The sequence below is a fragment of the Pseudomonas sp. CMR5c genome, from assembly GCF_003850545.1.
Taxonomy (GTDB): Bacteria; Pseudomonadota; Gammaproteobacteria; order Pseudomonadales; family Pseudomonadaceae; genus Aquipseudomonas; species Aquipseudomonas piscis.
On sequence record NZ_CP027705.1, the window covers coordinates 3,787,787 to 3,804,999 of the forward strand.

Annotated in this window: 18 protein-coding genes; 11 read left to right on the forward strand and 7 right to left on the reverse strand. The window is 65.1% G+C overall.

The features are described 5' to 3' along the window. Nucleotides 1–2 precede the first annotated feature (2 nt). The gene (locus tag C4K40_RS17375; protein WP_022644040.1) at nucleotides 3–557 is read left to right on the forward strand and encodes a UPF0149 family protein; all 555 of its coding nucleotides are present in this window, start codon (nucleotides 3–5) and stop codon (nucleotides 555–557) included. A 76-nt stretch (nucleotides 558–633) separates the two neighbouring features. Next, a complete protein-coding gene (locus C4K40_RS17380; RefSeq protein WP_031321599.1) occupies nucleotides 634–1,329 on the forward strand; it encodes a hypothetical protein in 696 nt (231 codons plus the stop codon). A gap of 36 nt (nucleotides 1,330–1,365) precedes the next feature. Here the strand turns inward: C4K40_RS17380 and C4K40_RS17385 are convergent, their stop codons facing one another. The 7 genes from C4K40_RS17385 to C4K40_RS17415 all read right to left on the reverse strand — a co-directional run bounded on the left by C4K40_RS17385 (nucleotide 1,366) and on the right by C4K40_RS17415 (nucleotide 6,708). After that, entirely contained in the window at nucleotides 1,366–2,973 is a 1,608-nt protein-coding gene (locus C4K40_RS17385) for an alpha/beta hydrolase (RefSeq protein WP_053130579.1), read from the reverse strand. Between the two features lie 331 nt (nucleotides 2,974–3,304). Further along, the gene (locus C4K40_RS17390; RefSeq protein WP_053130582.1) at nucleotides 3,305–3,649 is read right to left on the reverse strand and encodes a hypothetical protein; all 345 of its coding nucleotides are present in this window, start codon (nucleotides 3,647–3,649) and stop codon (nucleotides 3,305–3,307) included. Nucleotides 3,650–3,683: 34 nt separating this feature from the next. Further along, the gene (locus tag C4K40_RS17395) at nucleotides 3,684–3,992 is read right to left on the reverse strand and encodes a hypothetical protein (protein ID WP_022644035.1); all 309 of its coding nucleotides are present in this window, start codon (nucleotides 3,990–3,992) and stop codon (nucleotides 3,684–3,686) included. Nucleotides 3,993–4,002: 10 nt separating this feature from the next. Then, nucleotides 4,003–4,482 (reverse strand): surface-adhesin E family protein, encoded by a 480-nt coding sequence (locus C4K40_RS17400; protein ID WP_053130584.1) that lies wholly within the window; start codon nucleotides 4,480–4,482, stop codon nucleotides 4,003–4,005. Next, nucleotides 4,479–5,123 (reverse strand): hypothetical protein, encoded by a 645-nt coding sequence (locus C4K40_RS17405; protein ID WP_053130586.1) that lies wholly within the window; start codon nucleotides 5,121–5,123, stop codon nucleotides 4,479–4,481. Before C4K40_RS17405 ends, C4K40_RS17400 begins: the two co-directional genes overlap by 4 nt. A 98-nt stretch (nucleotides 5,124–5,221) precedes the next feature. Then, nucleotides 5,222–6,007 carry a PhzF family phenazine biosynthesis protein gene (locus tag C4K40_RS17410; RefSeq protein ID WP_031321595.1) on the reverse strand — a complete coding sequence of 262 codons (786 nt, stop codon included), beginning with the start codon at nucleotides 6,005–6,007 and terminating at the stop codon, nucleotides 5,222–5,224. Nucleotides 6,008–6,012: 5 nt separating this feature from the next. Continuing rightward, nucleotides 6,013–6,708 (reverse strand): transcriptional regulator, encoded by a 696-nt coding sequence (locus C4K40_RS17415; RefSeq protein WP_053130588.1) that lies wholly within the window; start codon nucleotides 6,706–6,708, stop codon nucleotides 6,013–6,015. Nucleotides 6,709–6,902: 194 nt separating this feature from the next. Between C4K40_RS17415 and C4K40_RS17420 the strand changes: the two genes are divergently transcribed. From C4K40_RS17420 to C4K40_RS17460, 9 genes are all read left to right on the forward strand, one after another. Next, nucleotides 6,903–7,595: a response regulator transcription factor gene (locus tag C4K40_RS17420; RefSeq protein WP_053130591.1), complete on the forward strand. Its 693-nt coding sequence runs from the start codon at nucleotides 6,903–6,905 to the stop codon at nucleotides 7,593–7,595. After that, nucleotides 7,595–8,983 (forward strand): sensor histidine kinase, encoded by a 1,389-nt coding sequence (locus C4K40_RS17425; RefSeq protein WP_053130592.1) that lies wholly within the window; start codon nucleotides 7,595–7,597, stop codon nucleotides 8,981–8,983. The genes C4K40_RS17420 and C4K40_RS17425 overlap by 1 nt, the downstream gene beginning before the upstream one ends. 88 nt (nucleotides 8,984–9,071) lie before the next feature. Next, nucleotides 9,072–11,309: a TonB-dependent siderophore receptor gene (locus C4K40_RS17430; protein WP_371263420.1), complete on the forward strand. Its 2,238-nt coding sequence runs from the start codon at nucleotides 9,072–9,074 to the stop codon at nucleotides 11,307–11,309. A 20-nt stretch (nucleotides 11,310–11,329) separates the two neighbouring features. Continuing rightward, nucleotides 11,330–12,253: an alpha/beta hydrolase gene (locus tag C4K40_RS17435; RefSeq protein WP_053130598.1), complete on the forward strand. Its 924-nt coding sequence runs from the start codon at nucleotides 11,330–11,332 to the stop codon at nucleotides 12,251–12,253. An 88-nt stretch (nucleotides 12,254–12,341) separates the two neighbouring features. Continuing rightward, nucleotides 12,342–12,959 (forward strand): DNA-3-methyladenine glycosylase, encoded by a 618-nt coding sequence (locus C4K40_RS17440; RefSeq protein ID WP_022644025.1) that lies wholly within the window; start codon nucleotides 12,342–12,344, stop codon nucleotides 12,957–12,959. Next, complete coding sequence (locus C4K40_RS17445; RefSeq protein WP_053131394.1) at nucleotides 12,956–13,234, forward strand: Ada metal-binding domain-containing protein; 279 nt, start codon at nucleotides 12,956–12,958, stop codon at nucleotides 13,232–13,234. The genes C4K40_RS17440 and C4K40_RS17445 overlap by 4 nt, the downstream gene beginning before the upstream one ends. A 137-nt stretch (nucleotides 13,235–13,371) precedes the next feature. After that, nucleotides 13,372–14,403 (forward strand): AraC family transcriptional regulator, encoded by a 1,032-nt coding sequence (locus C4K40_RS17450; RefSeq protein ID WP_022644023.1) that lies wholly within the window; start codon nucleotides 13,372–13,374, stop codon nucleotides 14,401–14,403. A gap of 105 nt (nucleotides 14,404–14,508) precedes the next feature. Further along, a complete protein-coding gene (locus C4K40_RS17455) occupies nucleotides 14,509–15,615 on the forward strand; it encodes a polyamine ABC transporter substrate-binding protein (protein WP_053130601.1) in 1,107 nt (368 codons plus the stop codon). Nucleotides 15,616–15,716: 101 nt separating this feature from the next. Further along, a complete protein-coding gene (locus C4K40_RS17460; RefSeq protein WP_053131396.1) occupies nucleotides 15,717–17,180 on the forward strand; it encodes an amidase in 1,464 nt (487 codons plus the stop codon). Nucleotides 17,181–17,213: the final 33 nt, after the last annotated feature.

Sequence of the window (17,213 nt, forward strand, 5' to 3'; positions counted from 1 at the left end):
TCATGCAGAACACTCCCCTGAACGCCGCCGACTTCGAGACGCTCGAAGACACCCTGCTCAAGTACGGCGACGACCACTCGGTACTCAACCCCTGCGAGCTGGACGGCTACTTCACCGCCCTGGTGTCGGGCCCGGCCCAGGTCGATATCGCCGAATGGTTCCCGGCGATCTGGGGCGGCGAGAACCCGGCCTGGGAAACCCCGCAGGAATGCCGGCAGTTCATCGACCTGTGCGTGCGCCACATCAACAGCCTGGCGGTGCAACTGGACAGCGACGCCGCAGGCTTCAAGGCGCGCCTGGAAGCCACCGAGCACCAGGGCCAATCGTTGTTGCTGGCCGAGGAATGGTGCTTCGGCTACCTGCGCGGGGTCGCGGTGGGCAACTGGCCGCAGATGCCGGCGCCGCAGACCGCCTTGCTGCAGACCATCATCGACTGCGCCGAGCAGGACAACTTCGAGCTGCCCGCGGACCTGGATATCGCCCGGCACCAGCAGCAGGTGGCGAGCATCGAACCCGCCGCCCGCCAGTTGCACCAGTACTGGTCGAGCCAGCGCTAATTCCACCGCCGCCTCTATGGCCTGTACACCCCCCGGGCTCCTCTGGCGAGCCCGGCTCTTCAAGGATGAATGCCCGATGATCGAATGGATCAAGCGTCTGTTTGGCCGTGATGCCTCGGCAACGTCCCTCTCACTGCCAACAGCAATACCCGAGCCCGCCCCACCGACGCTCACGGATTTGCTGGCAACCATGCAGACCTGCGCTCAGGATCCAGCGGGCGACTTCTACTACAGGACCGAGGCCGCCAATGGGTGGGGAGATTTTTTTACCACCGAGTTTCGCGTGACCTGTCGTAACAAAGATGGCGGGATCACCCAAGACTTGAGGAAGAATCCGCCTCTTCTACAGGCCGCCGCAGGCGGCGCCCTGGTGCATGCCTTCTATTACTACGCCTCGTTCAACGACGGGCAGGCCAAGATCAACAGTTTTCATCGCCAGGTCGTCCGTGCCGATAACGGCATGCCAGTGACTTGTGCCGACAAGATGTTGCTGTGTTTGCTGACCCGCTACAGGAAGACCACTGCAGCCTTGGTTGGCCGACATAATCATGTCGACCTGACCCAAAACGATCAGAGCTGCCAGTACATCATCTGCAATGCCAACAACCTGCACATTCCCCGGCAAGACATCCAGCTGTACCTGGAGGGCCAGTGGTACCCATTGCCCGCCATCGACGACCTCACCCTGAGCACCATCATGACGACCTGGAAGAACGAGGCCCATCTGAGCGCGACAGCCTTCGCAACGCTGCTCAAGGCGCTGAAGGTCTGAACACTCGCCCTCCCCCAGCGCCTCGTTGCTGCCGCCTCACCGAGCAGGCGCGTACTGCTCCACCAGCTTCCACAACAGGCGCCCCATGGGCAGGCGGTAGATATCGCTGTGGGCACCGCCACCCGATCCGGGCGAGTTGAACTGGGTGATGCCGTTCGACGCATCGATATAGGCCACCTTGTGCCCCTGGCCGGTGCCGTCGAACGGGTCGACACATCCCGCCTGGCCATACTTGCAGACCTCGAACCGGCCACCGGGAGTGGCGGAAGTATCGGAGGCGGTCATGCAATCGAATATCGGCTGATACAGCGAGCCCGGCGCAGCGCAAGCCTTGCGGTAGGAGCCGATGGAACCGGCCGGGTCGGTCCAGACCACGAAGGGCGCGCCGGTGGCCGAGTCTTCGGTGGCGGCGGTCAAGACGATCTTGGTCTTGTCCAGCCGTGCGAAGTCACGGTAAGGGGCGCCTTCACTGCCTAGCTGCGCCGCAAACCGGTTGATGCTCATGGCTCCCTGCAGACCGACCGCCAAGTCCACCGGGCTGCTCACCATGGACTGGTCGGGAAAACCGCCCTGCAAGGGCACCAGTGCCGGCGAACTGAACACCGCCCGGGTCATGGCGCGAGCACCGAAGCTGTGCCCGAGGGCCACCACCCGGGCGTGGCTGCCGGAAGCTTGGAGACTGAGCGGGATGGTTTCGTTGAGCAGCTTGTTCAACCAAGACAAACCGATTTCGTCGGCATCGTTGGCCTTGTTGGAATAACTGAACACGTTGCCGAACGAGTTGGACCAATAAGAAGGCCAGGTCACCCCGATCACCAGGGGCCGGAAGCTGCCAGCAGGACGGTCCTTGGCCAGTGGCTGGATCGCCTTGGTGCGGTCGATGGGACTTTCCTGCTGGCCGCTGGCCGCTTCGAGCGAAGCCGCCATCAAGTTGCCGGTCAGGTCGTTGAAGTTGCGAATGGCTTCCTGTTGCGCGGTGTTCCAACCCATCACTATTACCAGGACATGGGTGTAGTTGCCCTGCTTCAGGTCCTTGGTCAAGTTGTCTTGCAATGACACCAGCGCGTACTTTCCATAATCATAAAGTTGATACTTCTTGGCATCTACCTTGTCGAGGTTGGTCGAGATTTCGCAAGCGTGCCAATCGCTGACCTTGGCCAGGTCGTAGTCTTTTCGCGTCAAGGATATGGGTTTGGCGGCATAAGCGTTATATACAAAGCAGTGGCTTTTCGAGAAGTAAGGAACATTACCGCCACGATCGTCCCTGGCTACCGAATTCTTGATGATGTGCGACACGAACATCGCCTTGGGATCGCTGTTCTGGAAGCGCTCGATCTGGCTGGACGTGCCCCAGCGGCTGGGTTGTTCGGCCTGGATGTACCGGCCACTCTTGACGAAACTGACCTGGGGATAGGGCTTGGGCCCACCCACCGTCGCTTGTGGGCTCTTTTCCAGGGCCACTACATAGCCCGGGTAATGCAGGGCCGTGCCGGAGGGAAAGTACAGGCTGGAATGAAAACCTTGCGCATTGGTGCTCTCGACGTCCAACGCCGACTCATAGGGCTCCATAACCGTACCGGGCCCGGAACAACCGGCGATACTGATACCCAGGATCCAGATACCCGCCCACTTCAGACTCGCCATGACTGACTCCCTGGGTCATGTTTGACCCGGCTGCTGACAGTTGCATTTTTTATTCTTGGATGACGTGCAGCAACTGCACGCACCGTTGACCACAGCCTGAATATAGTCAGCAAACATCAAATAGCCATTAACCAGAAAACACCCAAGAAAAAATAAATAAAATCAAAGCGCCGACACTGATAGTTCGACGCAATGCTGAAATCTCGAATATGAAAATTCGTAAAAAGCGCAAACTTAAGCAGAAGCGAATAGCCAACTTATAATTAGCTGGCAATCAACTTAATCATTCATGCCGCGCAACACAGAGACCGCAAGTCGCAGGCGAGCGCAATCATTCATAACAGCCATCGCAGGCCTCCAGCAGGTTGAGCAGCAGTTGCTCATCGATCTGCTCGTCGTCCAGGCCAACGGGGCCGGCCTGGCCAGGGTCCGAGATGCACTCCAGCACCCGCAAGGGCAACTGGGCGGCGCCGAAGAACGCCAGGATGTCGCGCACTTCCTGTTCCCGTTGCACATGGTCGTTATGGAACAGCCAGGCGCTGTAGAACACTCCCTGGGGCCCCTGCCCCAAGTGCTCCCGGGCGATGCGCAGCGACATGCCCAGGCGCTGGTGGAGAAATTTCACCAGCGCCAGGTCGGTGCTGGGAGCCATCAAGGCGATGCTGATTCTGGACATGTCCTGATCCTGCGAAAAAGTAGGAGGCCCTGCTCTAGTCCGGGCGCCAGGGTTTGACACCTTGCAGATGCCGCTCGATGTCGTCCATGTCGTCCTCGCCCAGGGTCAGGTCGAAGGGCTCGGTGAGGATCCTGCGGACCTGCGCCAGACGCCCAGTGACGCGCTCGTTGTCGATGAAGTCGGTGGTCGCGCGCTGGTAGTCCGCCACGGGCTTGTCCACGTAGTGGCTGCCCATGCGGTGCAGCGACAGCACGATGAACTCCAGCTGCGCCAGGGCTTGCAACGCCTGGTCTGCGGTGAGCGTGATCTTGCGGTTGTTCTCGCGTATCGGTCCTGCTGCCATCGCCCTGCCCTCAATCGCCCTGGGGGCCCTTGAACGGCGGCGCGCCCAAGCGTGCCGCATCGATGCCACAGGCCATGTTGCGCAGCTCGCCGATCACCGACTGCCGGGGAAAGGCCGCCCATTGCGCGTGGGCCTCCTTGCGCATGACCTCCACGCCCTGGGCGAAGGGTTCGGAGAAATACACCCGGCCCAGTTGCGCCGACTCATCGCGCTCGCAGTTGATGATCCGCACCACCCGCGAGCTGTGGATCAGGGGTTTGGAATCTCCCGGGTCGGTGGGCTTGCTGTAGTTGTTGATCAGGTAGAACTGCCGCAGATGCGGGTTGTTCTGGTACAGGGCCAGGGAGTTGGCCGCGAAGTAAGTCGCCGACTCTGGAGTGTCCAGCACTTTGAACATGGCCTCGGGACGCGCCGCGCCAGCATCGCCGGCCTGGTCATGGGCACAGCCCGCCAGCAGGAGCACGCCACCCAGCCACCACAGGCGCTTCATCGCGCTGCTCCCTGGGCCATGTCTGGCCGCTCCTGGCGCAACAACGTGGCATCGACGCTGCCTTGCAACGAGCAGAGCATGCGGGTCTTGCCGTGCTCCACGCTGAGCATGAGGATCTTCTCCGCGGAGCCCGGGGCCGGGGCGATCTCGGAGACCGCCGCCGGGTTGTCCTGCCAGGGCGCCTGGGCGCTGGGCTTGATCTGCGGCCGGGAGATGAAGTACTCGCCAGCCTCCTGCCAGCCGGCCTGGGGCATGACGGCCATCACCGCTTCCCGGCTGGCATCGATCTCCAGGCCCCAGAAGTAGTAGATGCCCTCGCTACCCAGGTCGAACACGCTGTCGTAGTAGCCGGTCAGCTTCAGGCCCTTGTCTTGCAGTGGGCGGGAGAAGGTGGCGGTGGAGGTCGAGCTGTCGTGCCGGTCGGGCACCGGAATCCAGGCGATGCCTTGCTGGTCGTCGTGCTTGAGAGGCACTACCCGGCCGATCTCGGCGCGCTGCTGGTACAGGTCCTTGAAGAACGCCGGCTGGCATTGCATCAGGCTGTCGCTCAGGCTGGCCGCCAGCGAACTACCGGCCCACAGGCTCAACACAAGGGCCAGGGGCTTGGGTGAATGGTGGGAGATGGCGCGGATCAAATCCATTGTCAGAAGCTTCCGGGTCAGGCGAAAAAATCGCGACTCTAAACCTCGCCAGCTTCCGACACAAATAATCCCGGGAGCCCAGGCTCCCGGGAACCGCCTCAGAGGAAAATGCTGCCACGCAGGTACAGCGCGCCATGGCCGCTGATGATGACCCGTCCGTTGTCCAGCACCTGGCACTGCAACTGGCCCTTGCGCGCCCCGCCCTGCTGCGCCCGCAACTGGCTCTTGCCCAGGCGCGCGGCCCAATAGGGCGCCAGCGAGGTGTGGGCGGAACCGGTGACCGGATCTTCATTGACCCCGACGCTGGGACCGAACCAGCGGGAAACGAAATCGAACTCCCGGGACGGCGCGGTCACCGCGATGCCCCGCACGCCGAACTGGGCCAGGGCCACGAAATCCGGCTTGAGCTCGTCCAGCAGGCGCTCGTCGTCCACCACCAGCAGGTAGTCGTCGGTGCGATACAACGCCTCGGCCCGACTCAAGCCCAGGGCTTGCAACAAGGCCGCGGGGAGCTCCACCGCTTCGGGCTGCTTGGCCGGGAAGTCCATGGACAGCAAACCGCCCTCGCGGCTGACCCGCAACTCGCCGCTGCGGGTGAAAAAGCGCAGCACGTCGCGCTGCTCGCCCAACTGCTCGAACAGCACCCAGGCCGCTGCCAGGGTGGCATGGCCGCACAGGTCGACCTCTACCGTCGGGGTGAACCAGCGCAGCTCGAATCCCTCGTCCTTGGGCACGAAGTAGGCGGTTTCGGACAGGTTGTTCTCCTCGGCGATGCGTTGCAGCACCGCGTCCGGCAGCCAGGCCTGCAGCGGGCAGACCGCCGCCGGGTTGCCGCCGAAGACACTGGAGGTAAAGGCATCCACTTGAAAGATATCGATCTGCATCGCGGTCATTCCTCAGCGCCTTGGGCGCGGATCTGGTCCAGGTAGTTGTAGATGGTGTAGCGAGTCACACCGAGGGCCGCGGCGGCCTTCTCGATCCCGCCCTTGACGATGAACAGGCCGCGCTCCTGCATCTGGCGCACGGCTTCGAGCTTGTGCTGCTTGGTCAACCGCGCCCCGGGCTCCGGACAGGCCGCCTGGATGATCTGGGCCAGCAGTTGCTCCATGTCCTGGGGCTCATCGCCCCGTGGCTCGGGCGTGCTGCCCAGGCCCAGCATCTGCCCCAGGCAGACATGGGCCGCGGCGATCCCGCTCAGGTCGCTGTTGCTGCACAGGCTGGCGAAGGGCTGCCCGCCGCTGTCGCGAAAGACCACGGTGGAGCTGCGCAGCTCGCGGCCATCGGGCGCCAGGGTCGGGTAGTTCTCCAGCACCAGCGGGGTGCTGCCGGAACGGTCGTGCAAGGCCCGCAGCACCGCGGCGAAGCCCAGGTCCTGGCGCGGTCCGCCCAGCACCGGGCCACCGACCCGGCGCCCGGTGACATGGCCGTTGGCGATGGCGATGATCGAGCGCTCGGGCTGGTCGAGATCGTGCAGGACGATCTCCACATGGGGCCCCACCACACCGGCCAGCATCTGCAAGGTACTGCGCAGTACCTGCAGGACCAGCTGGCGCTCGGCCAGGACAGCGGAAGAAGGCTGGCTCATGGACACTCCGGGAAAAATCTTTGGCGAAAAATATCAACGCAATGTTGAATATTCAACTTTTTGTTTATCTGACCTCAATCAACCCTGGCCATCACGGCAATTGCATCGCCAGGGGCATTGCTGCAATATTCGCGGATGTTAAACGTTCTCATTTAAGCCCTTTCTCCAGCCGCTTGCGCAAAGTACCCCACCCCATGACCCCCAATCTGCTTCTCGTGGAAGACGACGCCCGGCTGCGCCAGGACCTGGACCGGCATTTTCGCCAGCGCGGCTTCGCCGTCAGCGCCTGCATCGATGGTCGCGAAGGACTGGCGACGCTGCGCGCCGGGCACTTCGACCTGGTGCTGCTGGACATCATGCTGCCCGGCCTTGATGGCCTGGCCCTGCTCGATACCCTGCGCCACGAACAAGGCATCCCGGTGATGCTGATGTCGGCCCTGGGCGCCGAACAGGACCGCATCACCGGGTTCACCCGGGGCGCCGACGACTACCTGCCCAAGCCCTTCAGCCTGGCCGAGCTGGATGCCCGGGTCGATGCGCTGCTGCGACGCATGGCCCGGGTCCAGCCGCCCCCCAGCCAACGCCAGGACCCTTTGCTCGCCTTCGACGACCAGGCCCAGGACGTGCTCAGCCAAGGCCGCGCCGCCGGCCTCACCGGCTCCGAATACCGCCTGCTGGTGACCCTGCGCGAGCATCCCGGGCAGACCCTGAGCAAACCCTTCCTCTACCAGCAGGTGCTGCACCGCATCTACACCCGCCTGGATCGCGGCCTGGACGTGCACGTCTGCAACCTGCGGCGCAAGCTGGCCGAAATTGGCGTGCAGCACTTGCAGATCCAGGCCGTGCGCGGTGCCGGCTACATCCTGGTACAAGCGGACCGCTGCTGATGCGCCGCCACCCCCTGTTGTGGAAGCTGGCGCTGTTGCAGATCGGCTTCTGCCTGCTGCTGACCTGGATCATCTGGACCTGGGGCCTGTCGGCCGAACGCAGCACTTACTTTCTTGACCCGGCCGACCGCCAGTACCTGGCCAGCTATGCGCAACAGGCCGAAAGCGCCTGGCGCCAGGACGGCGCGGCCGGGGTCGACGCCTTCCAGCGCCAGCTGGCCGCCCGGGAACACACCTGGGTCGCGGTGATCGGCGAGCGCCTGCAAAGCCTCGGCAGTACGCCCTTGAGCGCCGAGGAAGCCAGCCACCTGACCTTCATGCGCAAGCTGGACTGGCCCATGAGCCGGCGCCTGCAGGACGAGTTGCCCTACGTCAGCATCCAGTTCCCGGAACATCCCGAACAGGGCCGGCTGGTGCTGCAACTGCCCGAACGCCTGCTGCCCAGCGGCCTCACGCCCTGGACCCACGTGCTCAGCCACGGGGTGGTGCCGACCTTGCTGGCCGCGCTGCTCGGCTTGTTGCTCTACCGTCATCTGGTGCTGCCGTTGAACCGCCTGCGCGACCGTGCCGATGCCCTGCGCGCTGACGACCTGGAGAGCCCGGGCCTGGATACGCCCCTGGCCCGGCGCAGCGACGAACTCGGCGAGTTGGCCCTGGCCTTCGAGCACATGGCCGAGCGCCTGCGCCAGAGCCTGGCCCAGCAACGCCTGCTGCTGCGGACCTTGTCCCATGAGCTGCGCACGCCCCTGGCACGACTGCGCATCGCCCATGACAGCCGGCTACCGCCGGAGCAACTGCGCCAGCGCCTGGACCGCGAGATCCTCGACATGCAGCGCCTGCTGGAAGACACCCTGGACCTGGCCTGGCTCGACACCGAACGCCCGCAACTGTCCACCGAGCCAGTGCAGGTGCTGTCGATCTGGGAGGCCCTGCGCGAAGACGCCTGCTTCGAGAGCGGCTGGAACCTCGAGCGCCTGCCCTGCCTGCTGGACGCCGATTGCCGGGTCCAGGTGCACCTGGACAGCATTGCCCAGGCCCTGGAGAACCTGTTGCGCAACGCCATCCGTTATTCCCCCGAGGACGGTCGGGTCAGCCTGCGCGGCTGGCGCGAGGGCAGCCACTGGCACCTGTGCCTGGAGGATGAAGGCCCGGGGGTCGCCGAACAGGACCTGCAGCGGATCTTCCAGCCCTACCAGCGCCTGGGCTCGGCCCAGGGCGAGGGTTTCGGCCTGGGCCTGGCCATCGCCCAGCGCGCCGTGGAGCTGCACCAGGGGCGGATCTGGGCCAGCAACGGCCATCCGGGATTGTGCATGCACCTGCTGTTGCCGGCCGCCTTAAGGCAGGCTGTGCCAGCCCGTAGACCGCCCCGTTACCGCCGAAGTGTTTAGAAAGTTAATGCGCTTTACTCGCAAATAGCAGTCATTATCATTCGTGATCTTCCTGTTCCAGCTTCCGTCCCGGAGATCACCGATGTCCATGCGCTCGATGCGTCCTTTCGCTCCCTTCCTGCTGTCCAGCTGCTGCCTGCTCAGCCATGCCGTCCAGGCGGCCAATGCCGAGGCGCCGCAGCCGGTCCTGGAACTCCAGCCCCAGAGCATCGTCGCCACCGCCAAGGAAGAGACCAAGCAGGCCCCTGGGGTCTCGGTGATCACCGCCGAGGACATCCAGAAGCGCCCGCCGGCCAACGACCTGTCGCAGATCATCCGCACCATGCCCGGGGTCAACCTCACCGGTAACTCCACCAGTGGCCAGCGCGGCAACAACCGGCAGATCGACATTCGCGGCATGGGCCCGGAGAACACCCTGATCCTGGTGGACGGCAAGCCGGTGGGCAGCCGCAACTCGGTGCGCTATGGCTGGCGCGGCGAGCGCGATACCCGGGGCGACACCAACTGGGTGCCGGCCGACCAGGTGGAGCGCATCGAAGTGATCCGCGGCCCGGCCGCCGCCCGCTATGGCAACGGCGCCGCCGGCGGGGTGATCAACATCATCACCAAGCAGGCCGGCAGCCAGACTCACGGCAATGCCACGCTCTACAGCTCGTTCCCCACCCACAAGGACGAAGGCGCGACCCAGCGCATGAGCTTCGGCCTCAACGGCCCGCTGACCGACACCCTTAGCTACCGGGTCTATGGCAACGTGGCCCGCACCGACTCCGACGACGCCGACATCAACGCCGGCCATGAGTCGCTGCGCACCGGCAAGCAGGCCGGCACCCTGCCCGCCGGCCGCGAAGGCGTGCGCAACAAGGACCTCAACGGCCTCTTGAGCTGGCAGCTGACCCCGGACCAGAGCCTGGACTTCGAAGCCGGCTTCAGCCGCCAGGGCAACATCTATACCGGCGACACCCAGAACACCAACAGCAACAAGACCGTGAAGAGCCTCCTGGGCCACGAGACCAACCGCACCTACCGCGAGACGTACTCGCTGACTCACCGCGGCGAGTGGGACTTCGGCAGTTCCATGGCCTACCTGCAATACGAGAAGACCCGCAATACACGGATCAACGAAGGCCTGGCCGGCGGTACCGAAGGCATCTTCAGCGACGCCAACTTCTACACCTCGGTGCTGCGCGACCTGACCGCCCATGGCGAACTCAACCTGCCGCTGCACGCAGGCTTCGAGCAGACCCTGACCCTGGGCAGCGAATGGACGCAGCAGAAGCTCGACGATCCCAGCTCCAACACCCAGGACACCAAGGAAGCCGGCGCCATCCCCGGCCTGGCCTCGAACAACCGCAGCAGCCAGATCAGCGCGCAGATCTTCTCGCTGTTCGCCGAGGACAACATCGAGCTGGCGCCTGGCACCATGCTCACCCCCGGCTTGCGCTTCGATCACCACAGCATCGTCGGCGACAACTGGAGCCCGTCGCTGAACCTGTCCCATGCCCTGAGCGACAGCCTGACCCTCAAGGCCGGTATCGCCCGGGCCTACAAGGCGCCGAACCTGTACCAGCTCAACCCCGACTACCTGCTCTACAGCCGTGGCCAGGGCTGCTATGGCCAGACCACCAGTTGCTACCTGCGGGGCAACGACAAGCTGGAGGCGGAAACCAGCGTCAACAAGGAGCTGGGCCTGGAGTACAAGGCCGACGGCTGGGTGGCCGGCCTGACCTACTTCCGCAACGACTACAAGAACAAGGTCGAGTCGGGCCTCGCGCCCACCGGCCGGGCCAGCGGCGGCAGTTCGGCGCTGTACAAGAACGCCGCGGTGTATGAGTGGGAAAACGTGCCCAAGGCCGTGGTCGAAGGCCTGGAAGGCACCCTGACCGTGCCCCTGGCCAGCCAGCTGACCTGGAACAACAACTTCACCTACATGCTGCAATCGAAGAACAAGGAGACCGGCGACTACCTCTCGGTGACCCCGCGCTTCACCCTCAATTCGATGCTCGACTGGCAAGCCACCCAGGACCTGTCGCTGCAGATGAACGTGGCCTGGTACGGCAAGCAGACGCCGAAGAAATTCGACTACCACGGCGACCGCGTCACCGGCAGCGCCACCCAGCAACTGGCCCCCTACGCCATCGCCGGCATCAGCGGCACTTACGCCCTGACCCGCAACCTGAGCCTGACCGCCGGAGTCGACAACCTGTTCGACAAGCGCCTGTATCGCGAAGGCAATGCCCAGGGCGTGGTGGATATCGCCGGGGCCGGCGCCGCCACCTACAACGAACCGGGACGCACCCTGTACACCAGCCTGAGTGCGTCGTTCTAAGCCCATAATGAGAAAGCCTGATGAGAACCACGACCTTGCGCCTGGCCCTGGGCTGGGCGCTGGCCGCCGCCAGTTGCCTGGCGACGGCCCAACCGGCTCCCGAGCAGCGGATGGACAGCAGCCTGCTGCAACGCCAGGACCTGCCCTATCGCTTCAGCAGCCTGCAACTGGATTCCACCGACGGCCAGCGGCACTACCAGATATGGATCGGCCAGCCGCTCAAGGCCGCCCCCGAGCACGGCTATCCGGTGCTGTGGATGCTCGATGGCAACGCCGCCATCGGCGCCCTCGACCCGCAACAGCTCAAGCAGCTGGACCAGGGCCAGGCGCCGTTGCTGGTGGCGGTGGGCTACCAGACGCCGCTACGCATCGAGCGTACCGCCAGGACCTACGACTACACCCCGCGCCAGCCTGGCCGCGAAGTGCAGCAAGACCCCTTGACCGGACAACCCAGCGGTGGCGGCGAAGCGTTCCTGCAACTGTTGCGCGAGCGCCTGCGCCCAGCGGTGGCCGCCCGGCTAGCGATCGACCCTGCGCAGCAGACCTTGTGGGGGCACTCCTATGGTGGCCTGCTGGTGCTGCAGGCATTGTTCGAGCAGCCCCGGGAGTTTCGCCACTACGCCGCCGCCAGCCCCTCATTGTGGTGGGGCGATGGGCTGATCCTCGACCAGGCCCGGGGGCTGGCTGAGCACATGCAGGGGCATCGGGCACAGCTGCTGCTGATGCGCGGTGATGCCGAGCCGGGGGACCCACGCCAGGCCGCCACGTCGACTCCGGCCCCCGACGCCGACCAACGGGCCCGGCAACTGCGCACGCAACTGGCCCAAGTTCCCGGACTGGCCCTTGAGTACCACAGCTTCGAGAAACTCAGCCACGGCCAGACCCTGGCGGCGTCCCTGCACTATGTGCTGGAGCGCCTGTACCTGTCCCCGGACAAGGACTGAGGCCCAGTTCCAGCGCAAGGGACGGGGTGCCAGGACGGGACGCAGCGGCTAACCTGCCAGGCGTCCCGACCCTTGCCCCGGATCACCGATGCCCGCCAGCCCCGATTTTGCCAGCACCTTCCTCGCCGCCCTGGATGCCGACTGGGCCCGGCATATCGCCGCCATCGGCCCCTGCCTGCACCAGCCCCGGCCGGAACGCGAGCCCTACCAGGCGCTGGTGCGCGCCGTGGCCTACCAGCAACTGCATGCCAAGGCCGGCGACGCGATCCTCGCCCGGCTGCGGGCGTTGTTTCCCGGCCAGGACTTTCCCAGCCCCGGGCAGCTCTGTGCGAGCAGCGCCGAACAGCTGCGCGGCTGCGGTTTTTCCGCGCGCAAGGCGGCCACCCTGCAGGGTATCGCCCAGGCCACCCTGGACGGCCTGGTGCCGTCGGCGGACGCTGCACGGGAGTTGGACGACGAACAACTGGTCGAACGGCTGACGCAACTGCCCGGGATCGGTCGCTGGACCGTGGAGATGCTGTTGATCTACAGCCTGGAGCGCCAGGACGTACTGCCAGTGGACGACTTCGGCGTACGCGAGGGCTACCGGCGCCTCAAGGGCCTGGAGCGCCAGCCCAGCCCGCGCCAGATGCGTGAACTGGGCCAAACCTGGAGCCCCTGGCGCACCACCGCCGCCTGGTACCTGTGGCGGGTACCGGCGCCATGAGCGACCAGGCAACGCGGCACTGGACCCTGCTGGACCGCCACGGCCAGCCCTGGTCCAGCCCCTGCCCCGGGACCCTGGGCGGTCATCGGCGCAGCCGGATCTATGGCCGCCTGGATTGCCCCTGCGCCCTGGCCGCCATCGCCCGGGGCGGCTACGTGCGCCAGCGAGTGTTCTTCCTCGATGCCCAGACCGCGCTCGCCGCCGGCTACCGTCCCTGCGCTCGTTGCCTACCCCAGGCCTACCGCGCCTGGCGCGAGTCGGGCGCGAGCCCATAGGCAGGCTCCGAGCGGTAGCACGGGGCGATACGAGCGGAACATGCCGGTATCGGTCGACAAAAGTCGCATCGTCGATTGAACCCCCGTTGCGTAACCCCTAAAGTCACGCCTTTCCGATTCCTGCTTCGAGATCGTCGATGGCTGCCCTTCGCCTGACCACACTGCACACCACCCAAGCAGTACTGGACGCTTTTCGCGACAGCGACGTCCCGGCCCAGGTGTTGCTGGAAGGCAGCGGCATCCAGCTGGCGGACCTGGAGCTGCCCAACAGCCTGATCAACATCAGCCAGGAAATGCGCGTCTTCGGCAATGCCGTGGCCCTGCGCCCGGACCTCGGGCTGGTGCTGGGGCGCAACCTGCACATCTGCGCCTACGGCATGTTCGGCCTGACCCTGCTGACCAGCGCCACCCTGCGCGAGGGCTGGTCCCTGGCGCTGCGCTATCCGTTGCTGCTGGGCACCTTCTTCCACCTCGACCTGGAACTGCGCGACGGCCTGGCCTGGCTCACCGCCGACCAGTACAGCGAGAGCGAGCTGGAGGTGTTCAACACCGATTTCTGCATGTCGTCCTACCGGGTCACCTGCCAGGACCTGCTGGGCTGTTCGCTGCCACTGCGCGAAGTGCATCTCAAGCACGGGCCTCAACCCTACCTGGACAGCTACGAGCAGGCGTTCAACTGCCCGGTGCAATTCAATGCCGGGCGCAACGCCATCGGCTTCGACCCGGAGTGGCTGGACCGGCGCCTGCCCCTGGCGGACCTGGTGACCCAGAACGACATGCTGCAACGCTGCATCCGCCTGAACGAGGAGCTCAGCGCCCGCCCGACCTGGATCGACCAGGTGCGGCGCATCCTCAACGAACAGCTGCACGCCGTGCCGGACTTCGACAGCCTGGCGCGCCAGGTGCACTGCTCGCCCAGCACCCTGCGCCGACGCCTGCGGGCCCAGGACACCAGCTACCAGCAATTGCTCGACGAGCTGCGCTACACCCGGGCCCGCCAGTTGCTGGAACAGCACAGCCTGCCCATCTACCGCATCGCCGAGGCCCTGGGTTTCAAGGAGACCGCCAGCTTCCGCCATGCCTTCCAACGCTGGAGCGGCGTCGCTCCGGGGCGTTTCCGGCAATTGGCCGGCCAGCTGGGTCCGCTGTCAGACCATTCGCAAGAATGACGTCAAATATCCCCTATTGACCGTTGCCAACATTCTCTGTGGGACACTTCCGGCGAAAAATGACGCCCGGAAGGTTTCGCTTTCTTAAAGACATGGAGCTGTCGCATGAAATCGCTGCATACCGCGTTCACCAGCCTGGCCCTGGGCCTGGCCCTGACCTGTTCCTCCAGTGCCATGGCAGCCGCCGAGCGCACGGTGAACATCTTCAACTGGTCGGAATACATCGCCCCCAACACCATCAAGGATTTCCAGGCCAGCAGCGGGATCAAGGTCAAGTACGACATCTTCGAAAGCAACGAAGTGCTCGAGGCCAAGCTGCTCACCGGCAATAGCGGCTACGACGTGGTGGTGCCCTCCAGTGGCTTCGTCAGCAAGCAGATCAGTGCCGGGGCCTTCCAACCCCTGGACCGCGCCCAGTTGCCGAACTGGAAGAACCTCGACCCGGCGGTGATGAAGCTGCTGGAACAGAGCGACCCGGGCAACCGCTACGTGATCCCCTACATGTGGGGCACCAACCTGATCGGTTATGACCGTGACAAGGTTCGCCAATTGCTGGGCGACGATGCGCCGGTCAACAGCTGGGACCTGGTGTTCAAGGAAGAAAACCTGAAGAAGCTCAGCCAGTGCGGCGTGACCTTCCTCGACTCGCCTACCGAGATGCTGCCCCTGGCCCTGCACTACCTGGGCCTTGACCCCAATAGCCAGAAACCCGAGGACTACCGCAAGGCCGAGGCCCTGCTGCTCAAGCTGCGTCCCTATGTGCGCTATTTCCACAGCGCCAAGTGGATGGGTGATATCGCCAACGGCAACATCTGCGTGGCAGTGGGCTATTCCGGCGGTTTCCTACAGGCCGCCAACCGTGCCAACGAGGCCAAGAACGGCGTGCATATCGAGATGCGCATTCCCAAGGAAGGCACCCTGGCCTGGATCGACACCGTGGCCATCCCCAGCGGCGCCAAGCACGTGGACACCGCCCATGCCTTCCTCAACTACCTGATGGAACCCAAGGTCATCGCCTCCATCAGCAACTTCGTCGGCTACCCCAACGGCGTCACGGACTCCAAGCCGTTCATCCAGCAGTCGCTGCTGGATAACCCGGACCTGTTCCCCAGCGCCGAGACCATGACCCGCCTGTTCCCCCTGGCGCCGCTGCCGGCCAAGGCCGAACGCACCCGTACCCGGACCTGGATCAAGGTCACCAGCGGCCGCTGAACCACTTGCCCCGGAAGCCTTGCGGCCTGATGCAGAACCGGCCGCAAGCTTTCACCGCCGACTTGCCAGCGCATCCGGCGCCCTTGAAAGAAGAGTTGTCCATGTCGCCAGCCACGCCCAGCCATCCACCCCTGCACCAGCTGTCGATCGAGGCCTTGCTGCACGGTTTCGCCACCTTGCAGTTCACCCCGGTAGACCTGCTGCGCGACCTCTTGGCGCGCATCGAGCAGCATGAACCACGGCTCAACGCCCTGTGTGCGCGCCAGGATGCGGCGGCGTTGCTGGCCGCCCAGGCCAGTACCGAACGCTGGGCCGCCGGGCAACCCATGGGCCGCCTGGACGGCATCGCGGTGCTGGTCAAGGACAACCACGACATCCGGGGCTGGCAGACTCGCAACGGTTCCAGGGCCCTGGCCAACCGCCCGCCCCTGGAGCACGACTGCGCCCTGGTGGCGCGCCTGCGCGAAGCCGGGGCGATCTTCATCGCCAAGACCACCTTGCCGGAACTGGCTTGCACGCCCCTGACCGACAGCCCCTTGACCGGAGTCACCCGCAACCCGTGGGATCTCGCCCTGCATGCCGCCGGCAGCAGCGGTGGCAGCACCGCCGGGGTGGCGGCCGGTTATGCCCCGGCCGCCACGGCCAACGACGCGGCCGGCTCGATCCGCACCCCGGCGAGCTTCTGCGGGGTGATCGGCCTCAAGCCCAGCCACGGCCTGGTTTCGACCAGCCCGGCCATCGATCCAGGTGGCATGTCCGCCGAGGGTCCGATCGCCCGCCATGTGCGCGACATCGCCTTGTTGCTGGAACACATGAGCGCCTATGAGCCCGGCGAGCCCTTTGCCTGGCCCCATGCCCCTTTGGGTTTCCTGGAACAGATCGAGGATGGCGTCCGGGGTTTGCGCATCGCCTTCAGCGCGGACCTAGGTTATGCCGCCTATGTCGACCCGCAGATCGCCGCCAGTTGCCTGGTTGCGGCCCGACGCCTGGAGGCTGCCGGCGCGACCCTGGTACTGGCCTCGCCGGACATCGGCAACCCCGCCCCCGGTTTCGTGCGCTCTTGGCCCGTGGAAGCGGCCAGCGCCGTGGACCTGGAAATTCCCGGGGAGCAACAGCACCTGATGAGCGACTTTCTCCAGCAGACCCAGTTGCGGGCCCGCCAGCTCAATGCCCTGGACTATGCCAACGCCGTGCAGGAACGGCACCAGGTAGCCCAGGTCCTGCATGCCTTTCTCAGCGACTACGACCTGCTGCTGACCCCGACCGCGGTGGTCGAGCCATTCGCCGTGGAATTGTCGAGTCCGCCCGATTGGCCGCAACAGGCCAGCAGCATGTGGCAGCCGACCACGTTCCCATTCAACTACAGCCGCCAGCCGGCGCTGAGCATGCCTTGCGGCCTGAGCGCCGCCGGCCTGCCCATCGGCTTGCAGATCGTCGCGCGCTTCGGTCGCGACGACCTGGTACTGCGAGCGGCCAGGACCCTGGAAAAGCTCCAGCCCATGGCACCCTTCGCACATCCCCACGGCCTGGCCGACGCCCCTGAGGCGTCGGGTATCGAACAATAACGTACAAGCACGACCTGTCGCTGCCAGCCAGCG